Below are 20,020 nucleotides of genomic sequence, written 5' to 3'. Positions count from 1 at the left end.
CCCTGCTTCCGCGAGGTCCGCCATGACGGCTCTTTCCATCGTGATCCCGGTGTTCAACGAGCGAGGCAACATCGGCCCGCTCGTGCACGAAGTCGTGCGCCACCTGCGGGGCCGCGTGCCGTTCGACATCGTGTGCGTCGACGACCAGTCCGAGGACGACACCCGCGACGTGCTCACCGAACTCAAGGCCGAGGTGCCCGAGCTGCGGGTGCTGGTGCACCATCGCCGCAGCGGGCAGAGCAAGGCGATCCGAACGGGGGTGAAGCACGCGCTCTCGCCCTGGATCGCCACGCTCGACGGCGACGGCCAGAACGATCCGGCGGACATCCCGAAGCTGCTCGACGCGCGCGACGCGGGCGATGCGCAGACCCGGCTGTACGCCGGTTGGCGGATGGATCGCAAGGACCCGGCGAGCAAACGTTGGGCATCGCGCTGGGCGAACCGGATCCGGCAGCGCCTGCTGCGCGACGATACGCCGGATACCGGCTGCGGCATCAAGCTGTTCGAACGCGCGGCCTTCCTCGACCTGCCCTACTTCGACCACATGCACCGCTACCTGCCGGCGCTGATGCAGCGCGCAGGCTGGAAGACGGTCAGCGTGCCGGTGTCGCACCGCGCGCGCGGCTCGGGCCAGTCCAAGTACACGAACCTGGAACGCGCGCTCGCCGGCATCCGCGACCTGATGGGCGTGTCGTGGCTGATCCAGCGCAGCCATGTCACCCCCGTCAGCGAAATCGGCGCGGGGCGCAAACCGTGAGCGTGATGAACCAGGAAATCGTCTGGCTGGGATGGACCGGCCTGCACATGACGCCGTGGAAGCTGATCGGCCTCACCGGCGCAGCGATGTTCGGCGGCCGCTGGCTGGTGCAGTTCGTCGCCTCGCGGCGCGCACGCCGGCCGGTGATCCCGCGCCTGTTCTGGTACATGAGCCTGGTCGGCAGCCTGATGGCGCTGAGCTACTTCCTGTTCTCGTCCAAGCAGGATGCCGTGGGCGTGCTGCAGAACCTGCTGCCGGCATTCACCGCGGCCTACAGCCTCTACCTCGACATCCGCCACGGACGCGAGCAGCGCGCCGCGGAAGACGCCCCCTGATCAGCTCCGGTTGGGCGTCAGCTTCAACAGTCGCCCGCCACTGCCGTCCTCGAGCAGCCACAGCGCGCCGTCAGGCCCCTGCTCGACCTCGCGGATGCGCTTTCCCATCGGATAACGCCGCGCTTCGCGCGCCTGCGTGCCGGTGAACTCGATCTCGATCAGCGCCTGCGACGCCAGACCGCCGATGAAGCCCTTGCCCCGGTACCACGGGAACAGATTGCCCGAGTAGATGACGAAGCCCGCCGGTGCGATCACCGGGTTCCACGAGGCTTCGGGCGCATTGAATTCCGGGCGCGTGGGATGGTCGGGGATCGGCGTGCCGTCGTAGTGGTCGCCGTTGGAGACGATCGGCCAGCCGTAGTTCGTGCCGCGCTCGATCAGATTGAGCTCATCGCCTCCCGCCGGCCCCATCTCGTGCGTCCACAGCCGCCCTGCGTTGTCGAACGCGATGCCCAGCAGGTTGCGGTGGCCGAGCGTCCACACTTGTGCGGCGATGCCGCCCTGCGCGGCAAAGGGATTGTCCGGCGGCACGCTGCCGTCGTCGTTGAGGCGGATCAGCTTGCCGAGCGTGGACTGCAGGTCCTGCGCCGGGGTCATCGCCTGGCGGTCGCTGGACGTGATCCACAGCTTGCCGTCCGCGCCGAACGCGAGGCGGTGGCCGTAGTGCGCGTCCCCGTTGACCTTCGGCGTCTGTCGCCAGATCACCTGCAGATTGGACAGGCTGCCCCCGTTGCCGCTCGCGTCCAGCGTCAGCGTCGCACGCGCCACCGCGGCACCGCGCGTACTGCCGGTCCCGGCTTCCGCGTAGCTGAGGTAGACCCAGCGGTTGTCCGCGAAACGCGGATGCAGGAGCACGTCGCCGAAACCGCCCTGGCCCCCGTACGCGACCGTCGGCGCGCCGGTGATCTGGCCGACCTGGCCGTTCGCCACGTTGGCCAGTCGCAAGACGCCTCTCTTCTCCGTGACCAGCAGGCGACCGTCCGGCAGGAAGGTCATCGCCCACGGCTCGTTGAACGTGGCCACCGGCGTGCTGGTGAACGGCGGATCCGGCACCGCGCGCGGCGGCGACATGCCCCCCGCGATGCGTTCCACGCCCGGCAACGGCGCCGGGGGCTCGCCGCGGGGCGCCGCCATCAGGCCCGCGGTGGCCGTCGCACGCGGTGCGGACGCGAGCACGACCCGCGCCCCGTTCTCGTCGACCGTCGCGCGTTGGCACGACGCCATGCAGACCACACAGACCAGCAGCAACGGCAGCTTCATGCGGGGGCTCCGGCGGGGGTGACGTCGTTGTACGCCGGGCAGGCGAAGAAAAGCGTGATGGCCGCCGGGCCTTCAGACCTTCAGATACCAGCCCCGCCGATCCATCGCCCACACGACCCACCACCACACCCCGACGAACGCGAGGGCGAAGGCCAGCGAAGGCAGATAGGGCCCGACCTGGGGCGTCATCCAGTCGGCGAAGCCTTTCCGGTACAGCGGCTCCATCCAGCCCAGCCCCAGCAGCAGGTAGGTCATGACGGCAGCGCCAACATAGGCCGCGATGGCGTTCGCCCCGAAGCGACGCCCCACCGCCGGCCATCCGCGCCGTTCCACGGCGGCATGGGCGAGCGCCAGCGCGAGCAGGGCGCAGCCCGCCGTGAACAGCACATAGGACGAGGTCCACAACGCCTTGTTCAACGGAAACACCATCGCCCAGGCCAGGCCCGCGACGAGCGCGGCAGCGCCGGCCATCACCATCCGTCGCAGCGCATCGGCGCGCAGCCATGCCCCCGCGCGTACGCCAAGCAGCGTGGTGGCGAGGGCGGGCAGCGTGCTGAGCAGGCCCTCGGGATCCTGTCCGCGCCCGAGCGTCGCGTCCCACTGGTACAGCCACGGTGCGAACAGCGCGGTATCCACCCGCGCCGGCAGGTGCGTGTACGCGGCATACCCGAACGGCGCGAGCAATGCCCAGTAGCCGAGCAGGATCGCCGCGATCAGCGCCCACTGCAGGCGGGGCGTCACGTACAGCGCGATCAGGCCCGCGCATGCGAAACACAGTCCGATCCGCTGCAGCACGCCCCACGGCCGGAAGTACGGACGGTCCAGCATCAGGTAAGCGAACAAATGCAGCGCCAGACCCAGGGCGATGATCTTCGCCGCGCGCCACAGCAGCGCGCGCACCAGCCGATCCCGCGGCGCCCCGGCCTCGGCACGGGACACGATGCCCAGCGAAATCGACACACCGACGATGAAGAGGAAGAACGGGAACACCAGGTCGGTCGGCGTGATGCCATGCCATTCCGCATGCAGCAGCGGCGCGTAGACATGCGACCAGTCGCCCGGCGTATTGACCAGCAGCATCGCTGCCACCGTCAGGCCACGCAGCGCGTCGACAGACGCGAACCGGGCCGGGCGGGCGCTCATGCGCGTGCGATCACGCGCCGCCGATCCAGGTGCCGACGACCTGCAGGTCGCCATCCAGCGCCACCAGGTCGGCCTGGTAACCGGGCGCGATGCGACCGTGCGTATCGGCCAGGCCGAGGAACTCCGCGGGATAGGTGGACGCCATGCGCGCGGCTTCCTCCAGCGGCAGGCCGAGCAGGTGCACGCTGTTGCGGACGGCAGTCGCCATGTCCAACGCCGAACCGGCCAGGGCGCCGGCCGCATTGCGGACCACCCCGTCGACGGCGGTGATGGTTTCGCCATAGAGATCGAATGACGGATCGCCCGAACCCACCATCGGCATCGCATCGGTCACCAGGAACACCTTGCCGCGCGGCTTGGCCGCCAGCGCCACGCGCAGGCTGGCCGGATGCACGTGCACGCCGTCGACGATCACGCCGCACCAGCAGCCCTCGTCCTCCAGCGCGGCGCCCACCGCGCCGGGCTCGCGTCCCTGCAGCGGCGACATCGCGTTGTAGAGATGGGTGAAGCCGGAGACGCCCGCGTCGATGCCCGCGCGGATCTCGTCGTAACTGCCGGCGGTGTGGCCGGCGACGACGATCGCGCCGCGCGCGACCATCGTGCGGATGGTGTCGGTCGACACCTGTTCCGGGGCCAGCGTCAGCAGGGTCACGCCGTTGTCGAGCGAGGTCGCCATCGCGACTTCGTCCGCGCCCGGCACGCGGAACTTGGCCGCGTCGTGCGTACCCTTGCGCGCCGGCGCGATATACGGACCTTCCAGATGGATGCCCAGCACGCCCGGCACACCCTGTGCGATGGCCTCGCGGGTGGCCGCGATCGCGCGCCCCATCACCTCGGCGTCGTCGCTGATCAGCGTCGGCAGCAGGCCGGTGGTGCCGAAGCGCCGGTGCGCCTGCGCGATCGTACGGATCGCGTCCACGGTGGTGTCGTTGTTGAACAACGCACCGCCGCCGCCGTTGACCTGCGCATCGATGAAGCCCGGCAGCAGCGTCGCACCGCGAAGGTCGTGCCGCACTGCGTCCAGAGGGATGGCGTCGTCGGCGACGAGATCGGCGATGCGGCCGTCCTGCATCAACACCGCCAGGCCTTCGACGAAGCCGTCCGGCGTCAGCACGCGGGCGTTGCAGAGGGCGGTGGCGGCATGCATCGCGTTCATACGGTCTCGGTGACCTTGTTGAGGTGCGGCGGCACGTCGGGATTGTGGCCGCGCCGCAGCGCCAGCGCATTGATGGCGCGATAGAAGCTCTGGATCGTCAGCAGCGGCGCGCAGGCCGGATGCGGCGCCTCGGCCAGCGGCAAATCGCCCTGGTGCGAAGCCACCCAGACCTGGGCGCCGCGGCCGCGGAATTCCTGCGCCAACGCCAGCGTGCCGGCTTCGGTTTCGTCCGGCTGGGCGAAGCACAGCACCGGGAAGCCGGGGCCGACCAGCGCCATCGGCCCGTGCTTCACTTCCGCCGAGCTGTAGGCCTCGGCATGCAGGCCGCAGGTTTCCTTGAACTTCAGCGCGGCTTCCTGCGCGGCGGCGAGGCCCAGGCCCCGTCCCAGCACGAACAGGTTGTGCGCACCCACCAGCCCGTCGGCCAGTGGCGACCAGTCGGCCTGCCACGCACGCCGCAGCGCCTCCGGCAACGCCTCCGTCGCCGCATGCAACGGCGCTTCGTCCTTCCAGTAGGCGGCGAGTTGCAGGATCGCGGCGAGCGAGCCCAGGTAGCTCTTCGTCGCCGCCACGCTGCGCTCGGGGCCGGCGCGCAGCGGCAGCACGGTATCGGCCAGCTGCGCCAGCGGCGAATCCTCGACATTCACCAGCGCGACCACGCGCGCGCCGGCCTCCTTGGCCGCACTCGCGTTGCGCAGCAGATCCGGGCTCTTGCCCGACTGCGAGATCACCACGTACAGCGCGTCGGCCAGCCGCTGCTTCACTTCGTACACCGAACCCACCGACGGCGATGCGGAGGCGGTGACGACGCCGAGTTGGGTTTCGAACAGGTACTTCGCGTAGGTGGCCGCATGGTCCGAGCTGCCGCGCGCGCAGGTCACCACGAAAGGCGGCGGATGGCGCCGCAGGTCCTCCGCAAGCGCTTTCACCGTGGCGGCGTTGCGCGCGTACTGGTCGGTGATGATGTCGGCGGTCTGGGCCGCCTCCTGGTGCATCAGGGTGTCGGCGGGAGCGGGCAGCGGCGTGTCGGTCATGGCGAAAGGGGTTCGGGTCGGTCTGCGCGCGGACGGACCGGCGCCGTGGAGCCGCGCACCACCAGCTGCGGCACGAAGCCCTGGTTGTGCACGGCGGTGGGATGGTCGTCGTAGGCGTCCTGGCGCAGGCCGGCGATCAGCAGGCGCGCGGCCTGCTTGGCGATGTCCTGCGTGGCCTGCTTGGCCGTGGTCAGCGGCGGCCACGACTGCTTGGAGAACGGACTGTCTTCGAAACCGGCGATGGACAGGTCGTAGGGCACGTTCATGCCGGCGGACTTGGCCGCGGCCAGGACGCCGGCGGCGATTTCGTCGTTGGAACCGAAGATCGCGGTCGGCGGCTCGCGCAACGCGAGCAGGCGGCGCGCGCCACGGAAGCCGTCGTCGAAGGTGTAGTCGCCGGGCACCACCAGATGCTTGTCGAGGGTGATGCCGTAATCCTTCAACGCCTTTTCGTAGCCGGCGTAGCGCTCGGTGCTGGACCGGTGCGCCAGCCCGCCCCAGAGGAAACCGATGCGCTGGTGGCCGAGCTGGATCAGGTGCTCGGTGATCTCGTACGCGGCGTCGCGGTCGTCGACATAGACGCAGGGCAAGCCGTCTTCCGGATCTTCGGTGGCGGCGATGATGCGCACCAGCTTCACGCCGCGCGCGGCGAGTGCGGTGACCAGGTCGGCGCGTTCGGACATCGGCGCGGTCAGCACCAGTCCGGCCAGGCGCGAGCGCTGGACGAATTCGACCAGCTCCTCCGCCAGCAACGGCGAGGTGGAATCCACGGGGTGGATCTGCAGGCCGAAGCCGGTTTCCTTGCACGCGGCCAGCACGCCGTTCTGCACGCCGATGATGTGGTACGGGTTGGGGTTGTCGTACACCAGCCCGATCACGAACGGCGTGCCGCTGCGCAGGTTGCGCGCGGACTGGTCCGGTTCGTAGTCCAGTTCGGCGATGGCGTGCAGCACGCGCGCGCGCGTGCCCTGCAGCACCGACGGTTCGTTGTTGATGACCCGGGACACGGTCTTCAGCGAGACCTTCGCGCGTTCGGCGACGTCCTTGATGGTGGGTCGGCGCATGGGCGTTTCCGTCATGGAGGCGAGTCCATCATGATGCCGCGTTCCGGGACGGCCGTCGCCGGCCGCGCCCGGCCGACCCGGTGCCCGGCCAGTGCGTAGTACAGGATGTACAGGTAGCCCGGCACGGCCAGCCCGGCGAACACGGCCTGGAAGTCGTAATGCTGCTTCAGCACCGCGAACAGCTGCGGCAGGATCGCGCCACCGGCGATGCCCATGATCAGCAGGGCCGATCCGGTCTCGGTATGCCGGCCCAGCCCCTTGATCGCCAGCGGGAAGATCGCCGGCCACATCATCGCGTTGGCGAAGCCGAGCGCGGCGACGAAGCCGACCGACACGTAGCCGTGCGTCAGCAGCGCGCCCAGCGAGAACAGCACACCGAGTGCCGCGGAGACGGCCAGGTAGCGTTCCTGCGACACGAAGCGCGGGATCACGGCCAGGCCGACGAGGTAACCGGCCAGCATCGCGAACAGCGTGTAGGTCGTGAACAGTTTGGTCTGGTCGAGCGGCAGGCCGAAGCCGCGCCCGTACGTGCCGATCGCATCGCCCGCCAACACCTCCACGCCGACGTACAGGAACAGGCACAGCACGCCCAGCCACAGGTGCGGGAATCGGGACAGGCCGCGCTCGCCCTCGGTGGCATCGGCCGCGGGCGCGGCGTTGGCGTCCGAAGGCTTCACCTCCGGCAGCGGCGAGAACAGGATGCCGATGGCCACCACCACCAGGACGCCGGCCATCACCAGATACGGCAGGTGGATCTTCGCGGCGAAGGCATCCAGCAGCGCGGCCTTGCCGGCCGCGTCGGCGGTTTCGACCTGCGCGGCCAGGTCGCCCACCCCTTGCAGGACCAGCGTGCCGATCACGATCGGCGCCAGCATGCCGGCGATCTTGTTGCAGATGCCCATCAGCGCGATGCGCTGGGCGGCGCTTTCGATCGGGCCGAGGATGCTGACGTACGGGTTCACCGCCGTCTGCAGCAGCGCCAGGCCGCCACCGATCACGAACAGGCCGGCCAGCGCGCCGGGATACCAGCGCTGGGTGGAGAACTCGCCGAACATCGCCGCGCCCACCGCCATCACGAACAGGCTGGCCGCCAGCCCCTTCTTCATGCCGGTGCGCTTGAGCAGCGCCGCCGCCGGCAGGGCGAGGAAGAAGTAGGACAGATAGAACACCATCAGCACGAGGAAGGCATTCACCTCGTCCAGGTCGAAGGCGAGCTGCACGAAGGTGATCAGCGGCCCGTTGATCCAGGTGAAGAACCCGATGATGAAGAACAGCACGCCGACGATGGCGAGCGAGCGGAACGGGGTGGAACCGGCGGCAGTGGTCATGGACTCCCCTCGATCTGTGGCGTCACGCGGGCGCGGCGCCGGGAACAACGTTGTCAGGGCTTTCGGACGAACGGCGTAAAGCAGGCAGTTCGGATGGATCGAAGACCCCATCTGTGAGTGCACCGGCATCCTGCGCCGCAACATCAAGTCCTGGTGGACTTCACCGAATTTGCCCTTCCTGTTCAATGATTAACAACACTTCTGCATCCAATCGAATGCTGAATACGGGAATTGTTGTTGATTACCGACGCATCCTTGCCGGCCGGACGGCTATTTCATGACAGACTCTTGACAACGTTGTCAAACAGTTTCCACACTCCGGCCATATCGGGATGCGGGAGTCCCGGCCGCGAACATGTGGGGAGACGTGTGGTCGCCATCGCCAATCCAATGCCGACGAATGACGCCCACGGGGCGCACGACGCGTTCATCGCGGCGGACGTCGGTGGCACCCATGTGCGTATCGGCCTGGTCCGCGGCAGCGGCGACCCGGGCGCAGCGGTCAGCGTGCTGGAGTACCGCAAGTACGCCTGCGCCGACCATGCCGGGCTCGGCGACATCATCCAGGACTTCCTCGCCACCCTCGGCCACGGCCGGGTGTCGCGCGGCGTGATCGCCAGCGCCGGCTACGCGCTGGAAGACGGCACGGTCATCACCAACAACCTGCCCTGGCGCCTCTCGCTGGCCGACCTGCGCACGCAGCTCGGCTTCGACGATGTCCGCCTGGTCAACGATTTCGAAGCCGTGGCGCACGCCGCCGCGCAGGTCGACGCCAGCCAGGTGCTGCAGCTCACCGGCCCCGCCATCGCACCGACCCGCGGACCGACCCTGATCCTGGGCCCGGGCACCGGCCTGGGCGCGGCGGTGTGGATCCCGGTCGGCGCGCGCGCCGTGGTGCTGGCCACCGAAGCCGGCCAGGCCGCGCTCACCGCCGGCAATCCGCTGGAGATGGCGCTGCTGGCGGAGATGCTGAAGACCCGCACGCATGTGCCGGTCGAACAGGCGCTGTCCGGCCCGGGGCTGTTGAACCTGCACGCGGCGCTGTGCGCCGTGCGCGGCGCGGCGCCGTCTTCGTATACGCATCCGGGCCAGATCACCGCCGCCGCGTTGGCCGGCGACGACCCCCTGGCGCGCGAAAGCCTCGACGTGTTCTGCGGCCTGCTCGGCAGCGTGGTCGGCGACATGGCGCTGCTCTACGGCGTGCAGGGCGGCGTGTACCTCGCCGGCGGGATCCTGCCGAAGATCCGCGATTTCCTGATCCAGAGCAGCTTCGTGGCGCGCTTCCTCAACAAGGGATCGATGCGCGAGGCGCTCGAACGCATCCCCGTGAAGCTGGTGGAACACGGGCAGCTGGGGGTGGTGGGTGCCGCCAAGTGGTACCTGGAGCACCACCAGGACGATTGAAATGGAAGCGCCGGGACAGGCGTGGTGTCGATTGCAACACAGGCTTCAGGCACGGCGGAGCAAGCGCGAGCAAGACCTGCCGAAACTCAAACAATGAATGATGGGAGAGACATCATGAATTACCGCAGATCCATCCTTTCCGCCGCCATCGTGACCTGTCTGGGTGTAGCGGTGCAGGCGCAGGCGCAGGACGCTCAACCGACCGAAACCCAGGCGACCGACCTCGATACCGTCGTCGTCACCGGCATCCGCGGCAGCATCGAGAAGGCGCTGGACGCCAAGCGCGATGCCGCCACGCACGTCGAAGTCGTCACCGCCGAGGACATCGGCAAGCTGCCGGCCAAGAACGTGGCCGACACCCTGCGCCAGCTGCCGGGCGTCAACATCGCCTCGTCGAGCGCCAGCGAAGGCGGCTTCGACGAAGCCGACCGCGTCAGCCTGCGCGGCACCAATCCCAGCCTGACCCAGACCCTGGTCAACGGCCACACCATCGGCACCGGCGACTGGTTCGTGCTCAGCCAGGTCGGCAACGTCGGCCGCAGCGTGAGCTACTCGCTGTATCCGTCCGAGATCGTCGACCGCGTCGTGGTGCACAAGACCTCCGAAGCGAAGCTGGTCGAGGGCGGCACCGCCGGTTCGGTGAACATCATCACCCGCCGTCCGCTGCAGTTCGCCGAGCCGCTCACCATCCAGGGCTCCATCGGCGCGGTCCATTCCGACCTGCCGGGCGACACCAAGCCGCAGCTCGACGCCCTGTTGAACTGGCGCAACGAGGAAGGCACCGCCGGCTTCCTGTTCCAGGTGTTCAACGAAGAACGCAGCCTGCGCCGCGACGGTCAGGAAGTGGTGGGCGGCTACGGCACCATCACCTCGACCAACCCCGAGTTGAACGGCGTGCTGTACCCCAACCTGCTTGGCGCGGCCCTGTTCGAGCAGGTGCGCAAGCGCCAGGGCGGCGTGGCCAACATCGAAGCCAAGGTCACCGACAACCTGACCCTGAACGTCAACGCGTTCTACTCGCGGCTGAAGGCGGACAACTACAACCGCAACTACATGATGTGGGCCAGCCAGTTCGTCAATTCGCAGACGCCCACCAGCTACACCGTCGAGAACGGCGTGCTGACCAGCGCCACCTACGCGCCGGTCACGTCCGGCACGGTCACGCCCTACGGCGTGTACGACATGATCTCCCGCCCGGGCGCGGTCTCGACCTCCAAGTACATCGCGCTCGATGCCGAATGGAATGCCAGCGATGCGCTGAAGTTCGTGTTCCAGCTTGGTTCCACCAAGGGCCGCGGCAGCAGCCCCACCCAGGACGTGCTGGAAACCGGCATCGCCGGCAACGCCGGCGCGAGCTGGAACATGAACGGCGTGAGCAATCCCATCGACTGGTCGCTGGGCGGCACCAACACGGCGGCGAACCACCTGCCGCAGAACGGCTGGATCTTCGGCGCGCAGGGCATCGACGTGCTGGACAAGGAAGACTGGGCCTCGGCGGACGGCCAGTTCTTCTTCCAGTCCGACGTGCTGTCCTCGCTGGACTTCGGCTACCGCTTCGCCACGCACGAACGCAGCAACGACTTCTCGCTCGCGCAGGGCCCGAACTGGGCCAGCAACTGGACCGACATCACCGCCTATCCGGCGGCGGGTGGCGCGTACCCGGGTGATTTCGGCGTCGGCGGCAACGTCCCGTCGGGCATCTGGTTCTACACGCCCGCGCAGCTGGCGGAGCTCAATGCGCGCTTCGCCAACCGCAACAACCCCGAGCGCTTCTACTTCTCCGACGTGTACGGCGTGGAAGAAGACATCAACGCGGTGTATGCCCAGCTGAACTTCCAGGGCGAGCGCTGGAGCGGTAATGCCGGCCTGCGCTACGTGCAGACGGAAACGGACGTGAGCTACAACCAGGCGCTCGCGGTCAACTCGGGCATTCCCGGCGCGATCACGGGTTCGGCGTTCGGCGACTACCTGCCGGTCGTGGTGAACAACGACTACAACGAGCTGCTGCCCAGCGTGAACTTCAAGTTCGAGCTGACCGACACCCTGGTGGCGCGCGTGTCCGGCAGCAAGACCATGACCCGCCCGGACTTCTCCGCGCTGGCCGGCTCGCTGACGCTCAACGACCTGACCCACGAAGGCAGCGGCGGCAACCCGAACCTCGACCCGCTGGTGTCGACCAACTTCGACGCCTCGCTCGAGTGGTACTTCGCCCCGCGCGCCCTGCTCGCCGCCAGTGTGTTCTCGATGGACATGGACGGCTACGTCGATTTCGGCAACGTGATCGTGCAGTACAAGGACCAGCAGGCCAGCCAGGCCGCCGGCACCGACGTCTACAGCGATTACCTGGTGTCGATCCCGGTCAATTCGAACGGCAAGGCCCGCGGCGTGGAGCTGACCTACGAGCAGCCGATCGGCGACAATTTCGGCTTCAACGCCAACTACACCTATGTGGATGGCGACGCGGACGGCGGCAAGCCGCTCAACGGCACCTCCGAGAACACCTACAACCTGTCGGGCTGGTACGAGAACGACCGCTTCAACGCCCGCGTGAACTACAGCTACCGCAGCTCGTTCTACGCCGGCGTCAGCCGCGCCGACAACTTCTACCAGGATGACTTCGCCACCGTGTCGGCCTCGCTGGGTTTCAAGGCGACCGACTGGCTGACGATCAGCCTGGACGGCCTCAACCTCAACAACCCGAAGCTGAAGTACTACACCGAGAACGATGCGGTGCCGGGCTACCTGCCGCACGCGTTCTACAGCAACGGCCGCCAGTACTACCTGAACTTCCGCTTCAAGTTCTGATCGCGTCATCGATGTAAGGGAACACTCTCCCTCTGCGGGCCTGGATTTGTCCGGGCCCGCTTTTTTTTGGCACTCTTCCGCTCGTTCGCCCACGAGGATTCCGATGAAACGACCCATCGTCCGTCGCGCCCTGGCCGGCATGGCCTTCACCCTGCTGGTCCTAGCCGGCTGCGCCGGGCCGGGCAGCGAAGCAGGCACCGCCGCCGTTTCGGCGCCCATCGCGCCGGCCCTGATTCCCGCGCCTGCCACCCTGCAGACGAGCGAAGGATCCTTCACGCTCGACGCGGGAACGCCGCTGTTCGCCACCGGCGAACCGGCCACGCGCGTCGCCCGCCAGTTCGCCGCCTACCTGACGTCGGCGGGCGGCCCGGCACTGTCCGTCGCGCAGGCCGATGGCAAGGGCGTGATCCGCTTCGTGCTGGAACCGGGCAATGCGAATGCGGCCTCGCCCGAGGCCTACACGCTGGACATCACGCCCGACGGCGCCACGGTGAAGGCGCGCGACGAACGCGGCCTGTTCTACGGCGCGGTGACGCTGTGGCAACTCGCCACCCAGGGCGACAGGAACGGCGCCACCCTGCCGGCGCTGCATATCGAGGACGCGCCCCGCTTCGGCTGGCGCGGCTTCATGCTGGATCCGGCACGTCATTTCCAGACCGTGGACGACGTGAAGAAGGTCATCGATGCGATGGCCCTGCACAAGCTCAACACGCTGCACTGGCACCTGACCGACGACCAGGGCTGGCGCATCGAGATCAAGCAGTACCCGAAGCTCACCGAGATCGGCGGCTGCCGCATTCCCGCCGGCGACGGCGGCAAGGATCCGAAGACCGGCGCACCGCGCCCGTACTGCGGCTTCTACACGCAGGACCAGATCCGCGACGTGGTGAAGTACGCGGCCGAACGCCACATCACCGTGGTACCCGAGATCAACGTGCCCGGCCACGCGACCGCCGCGATCTCGGCGTATCCGGAGCTCGGCGCGATCGACACCCCGCTGGTGCCGTCGAACGAGTGGGGCGTCTTCCCCAACCTGGTCAATGTCGAAGAGGGCACGATCACCTTCCTCGAGAACGTGCTGGGTGAGGTGGTCGAGCTGTTCCCCGGCACCTATGTGCACATCGGCGGCGACGAAGCGGTCAAGGACCAGTGGGAAGCCTCCGCGCGCGAGCAGGCACGCATGCGCCAGGTGGGTGCGAAGACGGAGATGGACCTGCAGGGCTATCTGGTCGAACGCCTGGAGAAGTACCTGTCCACGCATGGCAAGCGCCTGATCGGCTGGGACGAGATCCTCGAGGCCAAGCTGCCGCCGGAAGCGACGGTGATGTCGTGGCGTGGCATCGAGGGCGGACTGAAGGCCGCGCGGCAGGGCCACGACGTGGTGATGTCCCCCTCGAACAAGACCTATCTGGACTACCTGCAGACCGCCTCGCCGAACGAACCGCCGGGACGCCCCGCGCTGATCACGCTGCAGGACGTCTACGCGTTCGAGCCGGTGCCGCCGGAACTGGAGGAAAGCCAGCGCCACCATATCCTCGGCCTGCAGGCCAACCTGTGGACCGAGCACACGCGCACGTTCGCGCGCCTCCAGCACAACGCGTTCCCGCGCCTGGCCGCCGTCGCCGAAACCGGCTGGACACCGGCGGCGAAGAAGGATTTCGCCGATTTCACCAAGCGCCTGCCCGCGCAGCTGAAGCGCTACGACGCCATCGGCCTGGGCTATGCCAAGACCCCGTTCGAACCGATGATCGCGACCGAGGACGACCGCAAGGCCGGCACCGCGAAGGTCACCCTGTCGAACCCGCTCGGATACGCCGTGCACTACACCACCGATGGCAGCGAGCCGACGTCGGCATCCCAGGCCTTCGCCTCACCGCTCGACCTGAAGCTGCCGGTCACCGTGCGCGCCGCGGCCTTCGCCGATGGCCGTGCGCTGGCGCCCGCCACCACGTTCGAACTGACGCCGGCCTCGATGCTCACGCGCACCGACGAAGCGATGGCCGTGTGCCCCGATGCCGGTCGCCTGTTGCTTCGCCTGGAAGACGATGGCCCGGCGGACGGCGAGCGCGCGATCTTCAACGCGACGATCTTCTACCCGTGCTGGCAGTGGAACCAGGCCGATCTGGACGGCATCGCCTCGATCAAGGTGCGCGCCGGTCGGATTCCCTATTACTTCCAACTGGCTCACGACGAACCGCACCGCACGTTCGAGCCCGCGAAGTCGCCGTTGGGCGAACTGGAGATCCTGGGCGGCGGCTGCAAGGGCACGGTGCTGGCGACGGTCCCGCTGCCGGCGGCGCCGAATGCCGACGGTTTCCTCGAACTGGATGCGCCATTGCCGGCCGGTACCGCGGGCAAGCAGGATCTGTGCGTGCGCTTCACCGGCGACACGCGCCCGCAGATGTGGGTGCTGGACCGGATCACGCTGCAGCCCCGCTGAAGCGCGGCCCGCGTGCCAGGGAGAAGCCGGGCAACACCCGGCTTTTTTCTTTTCTAGGATGCCCGCCCGCTAAGCAGGCGCGCATCGAACGCAAGCAGCAATCCACGCAGGGGCGTGAACAGCGTGGCCAAGCCAGCGAGCACGCCCAAAGTGTTTGCCAAGGCGTCACGGGGATCGGCCATGCGCGTGGTGGTGAGCGCGCCTTGGGCGAATTCCAGCCCCGCGCCCATCGCCACCAGCAGCAGCGCCACCACGATGCAGCCCGTACGCCGCGCAAACAGCTGCATTGCCGAGGCGGCGAGCAGCGCGTAGGCGAGGAAATGCTCCACCTTGTCGCCGCCTTCCGGCACCGGCGGCAGGCGGCTCAGGTTCGCCAGCGACAACACCATCACGACAGCGACCGCCAGCAGCCACAGGCCCAGCCACAGGCGCGGTCGGCGGAACGGGCGCAGCGCGAACACGCCGCTCACAAGCGCCAGCTCAGGTCGTTGAACAGGAACGCCGCGCCGAATTCGACGTCGCACGAGAACCCCATCACCTGGAAGCGCTCGCCCATCTCGCTGGGCAGCGTGAGCCGCTTGGCTTCGTTGCGCAGGCGCAGCAGCGTGGTTTCGTCCGCACGTTCCTGCGCTTCGTCCAGACGCTCCTGTAGCCCGTTGCCCAGCAGGAAGTTCGCCTGTGTCGTATAGCCGGCCAGGTCGAAGCCGGCGTGGGTGCCGGCCTCCGCAAGCGCCGTGAAATCGACCGATGCCGTGATGTCCTGCAGGCCCGGCCACAGGTAGGCGTCGTTGTGGACGCGATGGCGGTAGTACGCGCGCAGCGTGCCGTCGTTACGGTCCGCCTGGTAGAACTCGCGGCGTGGATGGCCGTAGTCGGCGAACAGCATCGCGCCGCGGTCCAGTCCGCCCATGACCGCCTGCACCCAGTACGGCAGCTGCGGCAACAGTTCGGAGCGGTAGCCATCGGGGAACGGTTCGCCCAGGTAGCGTTCTACGTGGCGTACCGCGGCGGCGAGCAACGCGTCGGCCGGGCGATCGGTGCGGATGAAACGGCCTTCGCCGTCCAGCGCGACGCCCTCTTCGAAGACCTCGCCGTCGCGCAACGTGAAGCGCGGCGTCGGCAGCGCATCGACGACTTCATTGGCGAACAACACGCCGTTCCAGGGTTCGGAAGGCGGGGCATCGAGCCACTCGACCAGATCGAATACCGGCGGAATCAGCCGGCGTCCCAGTCGCTCCCGCTGGCGTTTGCGCAGGTCCGCACTGGGCTCGAGGATGGCGTAGCGCGCGGGCAGCGCATCCAGATCGAGGAGGCGCTTGAGCATGATCTCTGCGAATGCGCCGCTGCCGCCACCGATCTCGAAGAACTCGGCCCCCGGCCCGATCTGCTGCAGCACCGGGGCCACGGCCTGGGCGACGCAACTGGCGAACAGCGGCCCCAGCTCCGGTGCGGTGGTGAAATCGCCCGCCTCGCCGAACTTGGTACTGCCCGCGCTGTAATAGCCCAATCCAGGTGCGTAGAGGCTGCGTTCCATGAAGCGCGAGAACGGAATGCTGCCGCCCTCGGCGGCGATCTCGTTGCGGATGAAGGCCGCGAGGCGTTCGCTGTGCGCGCGCGCCTCATCGTCGGGAAGGGGGAGATCGGCCTGCATGGTGCACCGGCAACGGGAAACCCGGCCATTGTACGGGCCGTCTGACACTGGGATGGCGGCCCTAGCCAACCCCGGGGGTGCGGCATAGAATCGTGGTGCACAGCAGCAACGGACACGCCATGACCTATTGTGTCGGCATCGAAGTCAACGAAGGCCTGGTCTTCGCCGCGGACACCCGCACCAGCGCCTCCTTCGACGACGTGCGCGTGTACCGCAAGATGCACGTGTTCGAATGGCCCGGCGACCGCGTGTTCGTGATCATGTCGGCCGGCAACCTGGCGACCACGCAGCTGACGATCTCCCGCCTGCAGCGCGACATCGACGACCCGGGCGCCAAGCACAGCCTGAAGACGTTCTCGCACCTCTACGAAGTGGCGGAGTACGTCGGCGACACCCTCGTCGCCAGCCAGGTGAAGATGAAGGACGAGGCGCAGCAGAGCGGCGTCAACGTGCAGTCCACCCTCATCCTGGGCGGCCAGATCGCCGGCGAACGGCCGGGCCTGTACATGGTCTATCCGCTCGGCAACTGCATCGCCACCTCGCCCGAGACGCCTTACCTGCAGATCGGCGAATCGAAGTACGGCAAACCCATCCTCGACCGCATCATCCGACTCGAGACACCGCTGGAGGATGCCGCGCGGTGCGCGCTGGTCTCGCTGGATTCCACCATCCGCTCCAACCTGTCGGTCGGCATGCCTGTGGACATGGCGCTGCTGCGCGCAGGCGACCTGAAGATCAGCCAGAGGATGCGCCTGGAAGCGGACACGCCGCTGTACGCCGAGATCCACGACACCTGGTCGCGCAAGCTGGAAGCGGCCGTGCACAGCCTGCCGCGCTTCCCGTGGGAGCCGCAGGGCGAACGCGAGGCCGTTCCCGCCAGCGTGCCGGCGATGCCGCCGCGACGTGCGCCGTCGCGGCAGGATCCGGGCGACGCGCAGGGGCAGCAGTAAGAAGGCAGGTGTGGGAGCGACGTGAGTCGCGAAGGGCCGATATCGGCCCGTTCTTCAGAATCTCGCAGTGGACCATCGCGACTCACGTCGCTCCCACATGACAGCGTCCTCAGACAGCCACGCTGGCGCTACCCGTGGAAATACCCTTCCGCGATCGCGTCGTGCAGCGCGCCGATGTGCACCTGGAGCTGGTCCATGAACTGCGCGGGATTGCGCGCCGCGAGGATGGCCGGATCCGCGTTGCGGGTCAGACCGATCAGGCGGTTGAGATGGCGGTCCACGCCCGGACGTGGCGGCATGGTCGGCAGCACGCTCTGCACGCGCGACAGGCAGAAGTGCACGCTGCGCGGGAACTCGTTGTTCTGCAGCAGGAAGCGCAACGCCAGCTCCGCGGTGACGCGCTGACGCACGTGGCGGCGGAACATCTGGTAGCCGGCGAGCGAGCGCAGCACGCTCATCCACTGCATGTTCTGGAACGCCTCGCGGTCGTCCTCGTTGCGCGGCGTGACCAGGCCCGACGCGCCGGCGTCCATGATGCGCGTGGTCATGTCGGCCTGCTCCAGGCCGGTGCCGAGGCGCAGGAACTGGTAGCCGATGTCGCGGCTGACGTTGGCGCTCAGCAGGCCGGACACCTTCAGGCAGCCGTCGACGATGCGCTGCAGGAACTCCAGCCGGTAGCGCCGGCTGAGGCTGCGCTCGCCCTGTGCGGCGATGTAGAGGTGCAGGTCGTTGATCGCTTCCCACACGTCCTGCGGCAACGTATCGCGGATGCCGCGCAGGATTTCGCGCGCCGAATCCACGGAGGTGCGCAGCGACGACGGATTGCGCTCGTCCAGCAGCAGGAACCGGATGACGTCCGCATCGCCCGCCGCATCGGCGGTGTCCGGGTAGCACTGCTCGAAACGCTCGCCCGCGCCCACCGTGTCGATCATCGGGCGCCACGCGAAACGCACCGAACGCGGCATGTCCAGCTGCAACTGGCTGCCCACGCCGACGAGACGCGCGGTGTTCTCCGCGCGCCGCACGTAGCGGCTGAACCAGTAGAGGTTGTCGGCGACGCGCGAGAGCATCAGGCGGCCTCGCCTTCATCGTCGGAGAGATCGACCACCCACGTGTCCTTCGCGCCGCCACCCTGCGACGAGTTGACCACCAGCGAGCCCTTCACCATCGCCACGCGCGTCAGCCCGCCGGTGGTGACGTAGGTGTCCTTGCGCGAAAGGACGAACGGGCGCAGGTCGATGTGGCGCGGCGACGGTCCCTGCTTGGTGACGATGGGCGCGGTGGACAGCGCCAGCGTGGGCTGCGCCATGTAGTTGCGCGGATTGGCCTCGATCAGCGCCTTGAACTTCTCGCGCTGGCGCTTGGTGGAGCGCGGCCCGATCAGCATGCCGTAGCCGCCGGATTCGTTGGCCGGCTTCACCACCAGCTTCTCGATGTTCTCCAGCACGTACTTGCGCTCCTTCGCGTTGTGGCAGAGGTAGCTGGGCACGTTGGGCAGGATGGGATCCTCATCGAGGTAGTACTTGATCATCTTCGGCACGTAGGCGAACACCACCTTGTCGTCCGCGACGCCGGCGCCCGGCGCGTTCGCCAGCGCCACCTTGCCGGCGCGCCAGCTGCGGATCAGGCCGGGCACCCCCAGCACCGAGTCGGGATGGAAGACTTCCGGATCGATGAAGAGGTCGTCCACGCGGCGGTACACCACGTCCACGCGCCGTGGCCCGTACACCGTGCGCATGTAGGTGCAGTCGTCGTCGGCGACGAACAGGTCGCTGCCCTCGACGAGCTCGATGCCCATCGCCTGCGCCAGGTAGGCGTGCTCGAAGTAGGCGCTGTTGAACACCCCCGGCGTCAGCAGCGCGATCACCGGCGTGTCGCCGGGACGCGGCGACAGTGCGGCGAGCGTGTCGTACAGCTGGCTCGGGTATTCGTCCACCGGCAGGATCGAGCTGGTCTCGAACAGTTCCGGGAACACGCGCTTGGCGACCATGCGGTTTTCCAGCATGTAGCTCACGCCGGAGGGGATGCGGAGGTTGTCTTCCAGCGCATACAGCGTGCCGTCGCCGTCGCGCACCAGGTCGGAACCGCAGATATGGGCCCACACGCCCAGCGGCGGGGTGATGCCCACGCATTGTTCGCGGAAGTTCACCGAATCCTTCAGCAGCATCGCCGGGAACACCTTGTCCTTGACGATCTGCTGCTTGCCGTAGATGTCGCCGATGAACAGGTTCAGCGCGCGCATGCGCTGCTTCAGGCCGGCTTCGGTGCGCTGCCATTCGCTCAGCGGGATGATGCGCGGAATCAGGTCGAACGGCAGCGTGCGGTCGACGTTGCGGCCATCGGAGTAGACGGTGAAGGTGATGCCCTGCACGCGCGCCACCACGTCGGCGGCGAGCTGGCGTTCGGCGAGTTCGCGGCCGGACAGGCCGGCCAGGTATTCGACCAGGCGGCGGGCGGCCGGTCGCGGCCGTCCATCGGCCTGGATCAGTTCGTCAAAGGTCGTGGTGCGGTACTTCGCCCAGTCCATTCGCCCTTTCCACTGTCCCCGGCCGGCACATCCGGCAAGGGGTGATGCGTCGCAACATGCCCCGGCAGTGTGCGCGGCGTCAAGCATTCGCGCGTGGACGCGCTCGCCTCACATCCATGGACCTCGCGCCATTCCGGTGCAAAGCAGGGACAATGTCGCCATTGCA

At 68.1% G+C, this 20,020-nt stretch carries 16 protein-coding genes; 6 read left to right on the top strand and 10 right to left on the bottom strand.

What is annotated here, in order from left to right; all coding sequences use genetic code 11:
• The first annotated feature begins 22 nt into the window (after positions 1-22).
• Together BLT45_RS02285 and BLT45_RS02280 are read left to right on the top strand one after the other, a co-directional pair.
• Positions 23-757 (top strand): glycosyltransferase family 2 protein, encoded by a 735-nt coding sequence (locus tag BLT45_RS02285; RefSeq protein ID WP_093294629.1) that lies wholly within the window; start codon positions 23-25, stop codon positions 755-757.
• A gap of 5 nt (positions 758-762) precedes the next feature.
• On the top strand, positions 763-1,092 hold the full coding sequence (locus tag BLT45_RS02280) for a lipid-A-disaccharide synthase N-terminal domain-containing protein (RefSeq protein WP_093294626.1): 330 nt from the start codon (positions 763-765) through the stop codon (positions 1,090-1,092).
• Here the strand turns inward: BLT45_RS02280 and BLT45_RS02275 are convergent, their stop codons facing one another.
• The 6 genes from BLT45_RS02275 to BLT45_RS02250 all read right to left on the bottom strand — a co-directional run bounded on the left by BLT45_RS02275 (position 1,093) and on the right by BLT45_RS02250 (position 8,077).
• The gene (locus BLT45_RS02275) at positions 1,093-2,316 is read right to left on the bottom strand and encodes a PQQ-dependent sugar dehydrogenase (protein ID WP_175455798.1); all 1,224 of its coding nucleotides are present in this window, start codon (positions 2,314-2,316) and stop codon (positions 1,093-1,095) included.
• 108 nt (positions 2,317-2,424) lie between these two features.
• Complete coding sequence (locus BLT45_RS02270) at positions 2,425-3,495, bottom strand: acyltransferase family protein (RefSeq protein ID WP_093294623.1); 1,071 nt, start codon at positions 3,493-3,495, stop codon at positions 2,425-2,427.
• Positions 3,496-3,505: 10 nt separating this feature from the next.
• Entirely contained in the window at positions 3,506-4,651 is a 1,146-nt protein-coding gene (gene nagA, locus BLT45_RS02265) for an N-acetylglucosamine-6-phosphate deacetylase (RefSeq protein ID WP_175455699.1), read from the bottom strand.
• Entirely contained in the window at positions 4,648-5,685 is a 1,038-nt protein-coding gene (locus BLT45_RS02260; protein ID WP_093294620.1) for an SIS domain-containing protein, read from the bottom strand. The genes nagA and BLT45_RS02260 overlap by 4 nt, the downstream gene beginning before the upstream one ends.
• Positions 5,682-6,749 (bottom strand): LacI family DNA-binding transcriptional regulator, encoded by a 1,068-nt coding sequence (locus BLT45_RS02255; RefSeq protein ID WP_056880252.1) that lies wholly within the window; start codon positions 6,747-6,749, stop codon positions 5,682-5,684. The genes BLT45_RS02260 and BLT45_RS02255 overlap by 4 nt, the downstream gene beginning before the upstream one ends.
• Before the next feature lie 11 nt (positions 6,750-6,760).
• Positions 6,761-8,077: a sugar MFS transporter gene (locus BLT45_RS02250; RefSeq protein ID WP_093294617.1), complete on the bottom strand. Its 1,317-nt coding sequence runs from the start codon at positions 8,075-8,077 to the stop codon at positions 6,761-6,763.
• 390 nt (positions 8,078-8,467) lie between these two features.
• Between BLT45_RS02250 and BLT45_RS02245 the strand changes: the two genes are divergently transcribed.
• The 3 genes from BLT45_RS02245 to BLT45_RS02235 all read left to right on the top strand — a co-directional run bounded on the left by BLT45_RS02245 (position 8,468) and on the right by BLT45_RS02235 (position 14,726).
• Entirely contained in the window at positions 8,468-9,481 is a 1,014-nt protein-coding gene (locus tag BLT45_RS02245) for a glucokinase family protein (RefSeq protein WP_093294614.1), read from the top strand.
• A 114-nt stretch (positions 9,482-9,595) separates the two neighbouring features.
• The gene (locus BLT45_RS02240; protein WP_093294608.1) at positions 9,596-12,286 is read left to right on the top strand and encodes a TonB-dependent receptor; all 2,691 of its coding nucleotides are present in this window, start codon (positions 9,596-9,598) and stop codon (positions 12,284-12,286) included.
• Between the two features lie 103 nt (positions 12,287-12,389).
• Positions 12,390-14,726 (top strand): family 20 glycosylhydrolase, encoded by a 2,337-nt coding sequence (locus BLT45_RS02235; RefSeq protein WP_093294605.1) that lies wholly within the window; start codon positions 12,390-12,392, stop codon positions 14,724-14,726.
• Between the two features lie 53 nt (positions 14,727-14,779).
• Here BLT45_RS02235 and BLT45_RS02230 read toward each other — a convergent pair whose 3' ends face one another.
• Together BLT45_RS02230 and BLT45_RS02225 are read right to left on the bottom strand one after the other, a co-directional pair.
• Positions 14,780-15,205, bottom strand: coding sequence for a VanZ family protein (locus BLT45_RS02230; protein WP_175455797.1), 426 nt, complete (start codon positions 15,203-15,205; stop codon positions 14,780-14,782).
• Positions 15,193-16,377, bottom strand: a complete 1,185-nt coding sequence (locus BLT45_RS02225) for a class I SAM-dependent methyltransferase (RefSeq protein WP_093294602.1) — start codon at positions 16,375-16,377, stop codon at positions 15,193-15,195. The genes BLT45_RS02230 and BLT45_RS02225 overlap by 13 nt, the downstream gene beginning before the upstream one ends.
• Before the next feature lie 119 nt (positions 16,378-16,496).
• Between BLT45_RS02225 and BLT45_RS02220 the strand changes: the two genes are divergently transcribed.
• A complete protein-coding gene (locus tag BLT45_RS02220; protein WP_093294599.1) occupies positions 16,497-17,327 on the top strand; it encodes a proteasome-type protease in 831 nt (276 codons plus the stop codon).
• 128 nt (positions 17,328-17,455) lie between these two features.
• Here BLT45_RS02220 and BLT45_RS02215 read toward each other — a convergent pair whose 3' ends face one another.
• Both BLT45_RS02215 and BLT45_RS02210 read right to left on the bottom strand, forming a co-directional pair.
• Positions 17,456-18,397: an alpha-E domain-containing protein gene (locus BLT45_RS02215; protein WP_093294596.1), complete on the bottom strand. Its 942-nt coding sequence runs from the start codon at positions 18,395-18,397 to the stop codon at positions 17,456-17,458.
• Complete coding sequence (locus BLT45_RS02210; RefSeq protein WP_093294593.1) at positions 18,397-19,854, bottom strand: circularly permuted type 2 ATP-grasp protein; 1,458 nt, start codon at positions 19,852-19,854, stop codon at positions 18,397-18,399. Before BLT45_RS02210 ends, BLT45_RS02215 begins: the two co-directional genes overlap by 1 nt.
• Between the last annotated feature and the right edge of the window lie 166 nt (positions 19,855-20,020).

Source organism: Pseudoxanthomonas sp. CF385, assembly GCF_900104255.1.
Lineage (GTDB): Bacteria > Pseudomonadota > Gammaproteobacteria > Xanthomonadales > Xanthomonadaceae > Pseudoxanthomonas_A.
This window is presented reverse-complemented; position numbering and strand designations above follow the sequence as displayed.